General features: G+C 69.1%; 5 protein-coding genes. 3 read left to right on the top strand and 2 right to left on the bottom strand.

All coding sequences use genetic code 11. From position 1 onward, the window contains the following. Positions 1–674 (bottom strand): GntR family transcriptional regulator (locus TX83_RS05260; protein WP_075575014.1); only part of this gene is annotated, 674 nt, incomplete at its 3' end. Positions 675–1293: 619 nt separating this feature from the next. On the opposite strand from TX83_RS05260, the gene TX83_RS05255 reads away from it, so the two are divergent. Then, positions 1294–3897 carry a collagenase gene (locus TX83_RS05255; RefSeq protein ID WP_064746894.1) on the top strand — a complete coding sequence of 868 codons (2604 nt, stop codon included), beginning with the start codon at positions 1294–1296 and terminating at the stop codon, positions 3895–3897. 104 nt (positions 3898–4001) lie between these two features. Here TX83_RS05255 and TX83_RS05250 read toward each other — a convergent pair whose 3' ends face one another. Further along, positions 4002–4970 (bottom strand): LysR family transcriptional regulator, encoded by a 969-nt coding sequence (locus tag TX83_RS05250; protein ID WP_064746893.1) that lies wholly within the window; start codon positions 4968–4970, stop codon positions 4002–4004. A 133-nt stretch (positions 4971–5103) separates the two neighbouring features. Here TX83_RS05250 and aceB point away from each other — a divergent pair, with 133 nt between their 5' ends. Together aceB and aceA are read left to right on the top strand one after the other, a co-directional pair. Next, positions 5104–6738 carry a malate synthase A gene (gene aceB / locus TX83_RS05245; RefSeq protein ID WP_064746892.1) on the top strand — a complete coding sequence of 545 codons (1635 nt, stop codon included), beginning with the start codon at positions 5104–5106 and terminating at the stop codon, positions 6736–6738. Between the two features lie 169 nt (positions 6739–6907). Further along, complete coding sequence (gene aceA / locus TX83_RS05240; RefSeq protein ID WP_064746891.1) at positions 6908–8209, top strand: isocitrate lyase; 1302 nt, start codon at positions 6908–6910, stop codon at positions 8207–8209. Positions 8210–8510: the final 301 nt, after the last annotated feature.

Below are 8510 nucleotides of genomic sequence, written 5' to 3'. Positions count from 1 at the left end.
CGCGGCGGCGGGGCGCTCGCCGCCGGGGCGGCCGGCGGCAGCTGTTGGCGCAGGTCGTGCAGGGTCGAGACGATGTGCGCGCTGAGCAATCGCGACACCCGGGCCGCATCGCGCGCCAGCCAGGCCTCGAGCAGGGCCCGGTGCTCGCTGGCGGCGCGGGCCTCGCGCCCTTCCGGTTCCAGGTGCTTGCGTACGTAGCGTTCGGCCAATACGTGCAGGCGCTCGACCAATTGGGTGGTGATCGCGCGACCGCCCGGTCGCACCAGGCTCAGATGGAAGCGGCGGTTGAAGGTCACCGCATTGCGCACGTCGGCGTCGGACGCCGATTCCAGTGCGGCCAGCGCCGCGCGCGCGGCCTCGCGTTCGTCGTCGCCGGCGTCGCGGCAGGCGTCCGCGGCCGCATCGGGCTCGATCTTCAGCCGCAGCGCGAACACTTCCTCGGCTTCCACCGCGGTCAGCGCCGGCACGAAGAAGCCGCGGTTCGGGTGCGAGCACAGCAGGCCTTGCTCTTCCAGCCGTCCCAGCGCTTCGCGCAGCGGGATCTTGCTGATGCCGAGTTCCTCGGCCAGCAATTCCTGGCGGATAGGCGTGAGCGGCGGAATCTGGGTCGAAAGAATCCGTTCGCGCACCACTTCGAAGGCTTGGTCGGACAGCGAACGCGGGACGATGCTCATCGTCACAGTCTAACCAAGCGCCGCACGCGCTGGCAGGTGGGCGTCGGATCCCGGCGGCGGGCGAGGCGAGGAGGCGCGGGCGGCGGCGGGAACTTGCCCGATCCGGTTCCGCCGATCCGATCTCGCCCGATCCGGTGCGGCCGGTGTGCCGTTCGTCGGCTCGACCGCCACCGCTCGACCGCGGTCACGGAAATCTTCCGGCTGCAGTCATAGCGTATACGTTATACCGATTAGCAGGCATTCGTGACGGCTTCATGACCGTGGCGGCCTTGCCCTCGGTCGACCGGGTCAGGGGGCCCGTCCTGGCCGCAATCCGCAGCGCCGGCGCGCTTCAGCCGGCGCCGGGCTGCGCCCGGCCGGCGCCCGTTCCTCCGCGGCCTGTCCGCTTCTCCATTGCGCCCTGCCAGCTCCCGGCGGCTCATCGCCCGCCGGGCCGGGCGCCGTCGCGCCCGCGTTGCCGATCGGACCGATCCCCCGCAGCGGGCGCGCGTCGCCCGTCGATCCCTACGACGCAGGAGAGATGCCCACCACCGATCGCCGTTCTCGTCATGCCCCCGGCTGCGCAACCGGCCGCGCTGCGCGCGGCGGCGCAGCCGCCTATCCTGAGAGGAGACAAGCGATGTCTTTCGCACCCAAACCGCGGCCGGCCCACGCCCTGTTAATCGGGCTGGCGGCCGCCGCCGTAAGCCTGTTGAGTTTCGCCCTGCCATGGCAGGCCGAGGCCCCATCGTCGCCGCAACTGGTCCGTGGGCCGGTATCGACGATCGCTTCGGCGCGCGCGCCGGTCGTGCGCTCGGCCGGACGCAAGAGCCCCAGCACCGAACGCCAGATCTACGGCGAACACCGCCAGCCGCAATCGCTCGACCCGGCCCGCCGCGCGCCGCAACAGCCGCAGCTGTTGCAGCCCGACGCCGGCGCCTACGACCTGGCCGATTCCGGTCGCGACCTGTTGCAGCGTCCCTCGCTGAAGGCGAGCGCGAAGCGATCGGCCAAGGCCGCCTGCGACCCGAACGGTTTCGCCGCGCTCAGCGGCAACGCCCTGGTGAGCGCGATCAAGGCCGCCGACGCCGATTGCATCAATGCCCTGTTCGGCCTCGGCGGTAGCGTCGCCTATGGCACCTTCCGCGAAGCGCAGATGGTCACCGTCGCCAACGCCCTGACCGCGTCGGCGCAGCGCTACGACGGCAGCAACGCCGACAGCACCCTGCAGTTGGTGCTGTTCCTGCGCGCCGGCTACTACGTGCAGTACTACGACAGCTCGGTCGGCAGCTACGGCGCCGCGTTGCAGAACGCGATCCGCCCGGCGCTGGATGCTTTCGCCGCCAACGCCCAGTTCGGCCGCGTCGACGACGTGCACGGCGAGACGTTGGCCGAGTACGTGACCCTGATCGACAGCGCGGTCGAGAACGCGCGCTATCTGTACGTGGTCAAGCGCCTGCTCGCCGGCTACGACAGCCGCTACAACGCGTTCTATTGGATGAAGGTGGCGGTCAACAACGCCTACAACGTGACCTTCCGCGGCCACCAGGACCCGGCGTTCCGCGCCGCGGTGCAAGCCGATTCGTCGATCGTCGAGTCGCTGTACGGCTTCGCCGACCGTCACTTCGCCCGGCTGAGCCAGCCGGAGGCCTATCTGGTGTCGAACGCCGGCCGCGAGCTGGGGCGCTTCCTGCAGTACGACGGCAGCCTCAAGGCCCTGGCGCGCGCGCGGGTCAAGGCGCTGCTCGACCGCGGTGCGGTGACCGGCCCGACCGCTCGGCTGTGGGTCGGGGTCGGCGAAATGGCCGACTATTACGATCGCGGCAACTGCAGTTATTACGGCCTGTGCGACTTCAAGGCGCGGGTCGAAGCGGCGGCGCTGCCGCTGCGCCACACCTGCAGCGCGACCCTGCGCATCCGCGCCCAGGCGATGAGCGCGGCCGAGTTCGGCGAGACCTGCAGCATCGTCGCCGGCCAGGAGAACTACTTCCACCAGGCCCTAGGCACCCAACGCACGCCGGTCGCCAACGACCAGAACGCGGCCCTGGAAATGGTGGTGTTCGACAGCAGCGACGATTACGGTATCTACGCCGGCGCGATCTTCGGCATCGACACCAACAACGGCGGCATGTACCTGGAAGGCAACCCGGCCCAGGCCGGCAACCAGGCGCGCTTCATCGCCCACGAAGCCGATTGGGTGCGGCCGCGCTTCGAGATCTGGAATCTGACCCACGAGTACGTGCACTACCTGGACGGCCGTTTCGACATGCACGGCGATTTCAACGCCGCGATGTCGCAGAAGACCGTGTGGTGGGTGGAGGGCCTGGCCGAGTACATGTCCTACTCGTACCGCAACCTGGCCAATACCGCGGCGCAGGAAGAGGCCGGGCGTGCGACTCATGCGCTGAGCCGGGTCTACGGCAACGACTACAACAGCGGTCAGAACCTGGTCTATCGCTGGGGCTATCTGGCGGTGCGTTTCATGTTCGAGAAGCGCCGCGAGCAGGTCAACGCCATCCTCGGTTACTTCCGTCCCGGCAACTACACCGGCTATGCCGGCTACATGAGCAGCCTGGGCGGCAGCAACGATGCGGCGTTCCGCGCCTGGCTGCCGTGCGTGGCCCAGCCCGACGGCTCCGGCTGCGGCACCACGCCGAACCAGACGCCCACCGCGGCGTTCACCGCGGCCGTCAACGGGCTGGGCGTGCGTTTCAGCGACGGCTCGACCGATCCGGACGGGCGCGTGGTGGCCTGGCAGTGGAGCTTCGGCGACGGCAGCGGCTCGAACGAGCAGCATCCGAGCAAGACCTACGCCGCAGCCGGCAGCTACACCGTGACTCTGACCGTCACCGACGACCGCGGCGCCACCGCCAAGGCCGTGCGCACGGTCGCGGTCGCCGCGCCGGGCCTGCCCGAATGCAGCGGCGCGGATACCCGTCAGCTCGGCCGGAACTGCGCGCGCAGCAACGTCGCCGCGACCGCGGGCAACACGGCGTACTTCTATCTGTACGTGCCGGCGGGTACGCCGCAGTTGCGCATCGAGGTCGCCGGCGGCAGCGGCAATGCCGACCTGTACGTCAACACCAACGGCAGCTGGGCGACCCGCACTGCGCACAACTACCGCTCGACCCAGCCCGGCAACGCCGAAACCCTGGTGGTGCCGAATCCGCCGGCCGGCTATGTGTACCTGAGCTTGTACGCGGCCAGCGGTTTCAGCGGCGCAACGATCGGCGTGCGCTACTGAGCCGCGTCGATCGATAGCCGCTCGGGCGGCAGCGTCCGAGCGGCGCAGCGGCGGGAGTGCGAGCTCCCGCCGCGGTTGTTTTCCGCCGCCGCGGCGCCCGCCGCTCAGCGATCGGACTGACCGGTCGCGTAGTAGTCCGCGCGCTCGAACAGCGCCGGCTGGATCAGCTCGGTGAAGGCGCGCGCTTGCGGCGACAGGTACTTGCCCTTGCGCACCACCACGCCGTAGCTGCGCGACGGGAAATACTCGGCCAGCGAGCGCACGCACAGCCGCGCGCGATCGGCCTCGGTCAGGCAGATCGCGGTGACGATGCTGATGCCCAGGCCCATCGCCACGTACTGCTTGATGACTTCCCAGCCGCCGACTTCCAGCGCGACCGTGTACGGCACGCGGTTCTGCTGGAACACCAAGTCGACCATGCGGTAGGTGGTCAGGCGCTGCGGCGGCAGGATCAGGCCGTAGGGGCTGAGGTCCTGCAGGGTCACCCGCTCGAGCTGGGCCAGGGGGTGCTTGCGCGGCGCGATCAGCATCGGCTCGAAGCGGTACACCGGGGCGTAGCTGAGGTCGCCGGGCACGTCGAGCATCGAGCCCACCGCCAGGTCGACCCCGTCCGAGCGCAGCAGGTCCAGGCCGCCGGCACCGGTGACGTTGTGCAGGGTCAGGCGCACCTCCGGATGCGAGGCGCGGAAGGCTTCGACGATCTTGGGCAGCAGGTAGAGGATGGTCGAGCTGCCGGCGGCGACGTTGAGCTCGCCGGCGTCGAGGCCGCGGATCCGCTCGCGGAAGGTGCCGTCCAGGGCGTCCAGGCCTTCGACCAGCGGCCGGGCCAGTTCGTACAGCGCCTCGCCCTCGCGGGTCAGCGCCACCCGACGCCCGCTGCGTTCGAGCAGGCGCACGCCCATCTCGCGTTCCAGCGCCTGCAACTGCAGGGTCACGGCCGGCTGGCTCAGATAAAGCGCCTCAGCCGCGCGTGAGACCGACCCCAGGCGCGCCGTTTGGCAGAACGCGCGCAGCGGCTTGAGCCGATCGCTTTTGTAAGCGAATCGCGGACTTAGGGTGCGGGGCGGTGTCATGTGACAGTCAAGTATAAGTTCTTCAAATGATATGCATTGAAAAAACTTGATTGTCAAATACAACACGCCGGCGCATGGTCGGAGGCGTCGGGTCGGCTCGTCGGGAGCGGCCCTCTCCCCCAGGAGTCGCACCATGTCGGCAGTGATCGCGCAGTGGCAGGACCCCCATCCCCAGCAACGGTCGCCGGGCGACGGCATCGAACTGACCGCCGTCGTGGCCGGTCAGGAGTCGCTGCTGACCCCGGCCGCCCTGGAGTTCCTCGCCGGCCTGCACCGTAGCTTCGAGCCGGCGCGCCAGGCCCGCCTGGCCGCGCGCCGCGAGCGCCAGGCCTATTACGACGCCGGCGGCCTGCCGGACTTCCGCGCCGACACCGCGCCGATCCGCAACGGCCAGTGGCGGGTCGCCCCGCTGCCGACCGCGCTGCTCGACCGCCGGGTCGAGATCACCGGCCCGGTCGATCCGAAGATGGTCATCAATGCGCTGAACTCCGGGGCCAAGGTCTACATGGCCGACTTCGAGGACAGCACCTCGCCGACCTGGGCCAATCTGCTGACCGGCCAGCGCGCGCTGCGCAAGGCGGTCGCCGGCACCCTGGACTGGATGGCTCCGGACGGCGCCAAGCACTACACCCTCAAGCCGTTCGAAGAGCAGGCGGTGCTGATGGTGCGCCCGCGCGGCTGGCACCTGGACGAGAAGCATGTGCGCATCGACGGCGCGGCCATGTCCGGCAGCCTGTTCGACCTGGGCCTGTTCGCCTTCCACAACGCCAAGGCGCTGGCGGCGCTGGACCGCGGCCCCTACTTCTACCTGCCCAAGCTGCAGTCGATGGAAGAGGCGCAGCTGTGGAACGAGGTGCTCGACCGGGTCGAGGCCGAACTCGGCCTGGCGCCGGGCCAGATCAAGGTCACCGTGCTGATCGAGACCTTGCCGGCGGTGTTCGAGATGGACGAGATCCTGCACGCGCTGCGCACGCGCATCGCCGGCCTCAACTGCGGCCGCTGGGACTACGTGTTCTCCTACCTCAAGACCTTCCGCGCGCACCGCGACAAGGTCCTGCCCGAGCGCGGCCAAGTCACCATGACCCAGCCGTTCCTACGCGCCTATTCCGAACTGCTGATCCAGACCTGCCACAAGCGCGGCGCGCACGCGATGGGCGGCATGGCGGCGCAGATTCCGATCAGCGGCGACGAGGCCGGCAACGAAGCCGCGCTGGCCAAGGTCCGCGCCGACAAGCTGCGCGAGGTCACCGCCGGCCACGACGGCACCTGGGTCGCGCATCCGGCGCTGATCCCGCTGGCGATGCGGATCTTCGACGAGCGCATGCCGACCCCGCATCAGCAGCACGTGCTGCGCGACGACGTGCTGATCATCCGCGATGACCTGATCAAGCCTTGCCTGGGCACGGTCACCCGCGCCGGTTTCGAGGGCAATGTCGAAGTCTGCGTGCGCTACCTGGCGGCCTGGCTGGAAGGCAACGGCTGCGTGCCGATCCACTGGCTGATGGAAGACGCCGCCACCGCCGAGATCGCCCGCACCCAGTTGTGGCAGTGGCTGCATGCCGACAGCCTGTTCCTCGACGACGGCACGCCGGTCGACTTCGCCCTGCTCGAACGCGCCCTGATCGGCCTGCCGAGCAAGCTCGCCGAGCGCATGAAGCTGCCGGGCGGCTCCAAGCTCGACGAGGCCATCGCGATGCTCGATCGCCTGACCCACGCCGACACCCTGGAAGAGTTCCTGACCCTGCCGGCTTACGAACGCATCGACTGATCCCCCGCCACTTGCAGGTGCGGCCTTGCCCCGGGATTGGTTTCGGTCGTCGGCCGCGACCGCCCAACCGCGACGCCATCGCGAGCCGGATGCCGCGGTCGAGGCTCACGCCGCTCCTACAGACGCAGTACTCCCACGTCACCCGACCCAACGCTAAGGAATCGAAGTCATGAGCCACACGCTGCCGACCGCCGACCAACTCCGCCACGATTGGGCGACCAATCCGCGCTGGGCCGGCATCACCCGCCCGTACTCCGCCGAGGACGTGGTGCGCCTGCGCGGCACCGTGCCGGTCGAGCACTCCATCGCCAAGCTCGGCGCGGCCAAGCTGTGGAACTACCTGCAGACCGAAGACTTCATCAACGCCCTCGGCGCGCTGACCGGCAACCAGGCCATGCAGCAGGTCAAGGCCGGCCTCAAGGCGATCTATCTGTCGGGCTGGCAGGTCGCCGCCGACGCCAACATCGCCGGCGAGATGTACCCCGACCAGTCGCTGTATCCGGCCAACTCGGTGCCGCAGGTCGTGCGCCGGATCAACAACACCCTGCTGCGCGCCGATCAGATCCAGTGCTCGGAGGGCAGCGGCGAGGTCGACTTCCTGCAGCCGATCGTGGCCGACGCCGAAGCCGGCTTCGGCGGCGTGCTCAACGCCTTCGAACTGATGAAGGGCATGATCGAGGCCGGTGCCTCCGGCGTGCATTTCGAAGACCAGTTGGCCTCGGTCAAGAAGTGCGGCCACATGGGCGGCAAGGTGCTGGTGCCGACCCGCGAAGCGGTCGAGAAGCTGGTCGCCGCGCGCCTGGCCTCCGACGTGATGGGCGTGCCGACGTTGATCGTTGCGCGCACCGACGCCGAAGCCGCCGACCTGCTGACCGCCGACATCGACCCGAACGATCGGCCCTTCACCACCGGCGAGCGCACCGTCGAGGGTTTCTACAAGACCCGCAACGGCCTGGACCAGGCGATCAGCCGCGGCCTGGCTTACGCGCCCTACGCCGACCTGGTGTGGTGCGAGACCGGCAAGCCGGACCTGGAGTTCGCGCGCCAGTTCGCCGAAGCCATCCACGCCCAGTTCCCCGGCAAGCTGCTGGCCTACAACTGCTCGCCGAGCTTCAACTGGAAGAAGAACCTGGACGACGCGACCATCGCCAAGTTCCAGAAGGAAATCGCCTCCTACGGCTACAAGTTCCAGTTCATCACCCTGGCCGGCTTCCACTCGCTGAACTACTCGATGTTCAACCTGGCGCACGGCTACGCGCGCCGACAGATGAGCGCTTTCGTCGAGTTGCAGGAGGCCGAGTTCGCCGCCGCCGAGAAGGGCTTCACCGCGGTCAAGCATCAGCGCGAGGTGGGCACCGGTTATTTCGACGCGGTGACCCAGACTATCCAGGGCGGACAGTCCTCGACCGTGGCGCTGAAGGGGTCGACCGAGGAAGAGCAGTTCCACGACGGCGCCAAAGTCGCGGCCTGAGGCCGCGGACCGGGCCGATCGCGGCGGCGTTGTGGCGCCGCCGCCCCGAGGGTCCCGCGCGGGGCCCTCGTGTTTTGCGCCGCCGTTACCGCACTTCCTCACTGTAGGAGCGGCGCGAGCCGCGACCACGGGACGCGCAGAGGAATCAACGCCTTCGCCATCGATCGAAGCCCGAGACCCTCGCGAGGTAGGAGCGGCGCAAGCCGCGACCGCCATCCTTCACTCTCGCCGCGTCTTTGTCCTGGGTCTCCTGTAGGAGCGGCGTAAGCCGCGACTGCGCTCGTGCGGTCTCGCGGCGTTT

It is taken from the genome of Lysobacter antibioticus HS124, from assembly GCF_000336385.2.
Classification (GTDB): domain Bacteria; phylum Pseudomonadota; class Gammaproteobacteria; order Xanthomonadales; family Xanthomonadaceae; genus Lysobacter; species Lysobacter firmicutimachus.
This window is presented reverse-complemented; position numbering and strand designations above follow the sequence as displayed.

Excerpts from the sequence above, each read along its gene's own strand:
- aceA (WP_064746891.1), top strand. The coding sequence starts at position 6,908 with ATGAGCCACACGCTGCCGACCGCCGACCAACTCCGCCACGATTGGGCG.
- TX83_RS05250 (WP_064746893.1), bottom strand. The coding sequence starts at position 4,970 with ATGACACCGCCCCGCACCCTAAGTCCGCGATTCGCTTACAAAAGCGAT.
- aceB (WP_064746892.1), top strand. The coding sequence starts at position 5,104 with ATGTCGGCAGTGATCGCGCAGTGGCAGGACCCCCATCCCCAGCAACGG.
- TX83_RS05255 (WP_064746894.1), top strand. The coding sequence starts at position 1,294 with ATGTCTTTCGCACCCAAACCGCGGCCGGCCCACGCCCTGTTAATCGGG.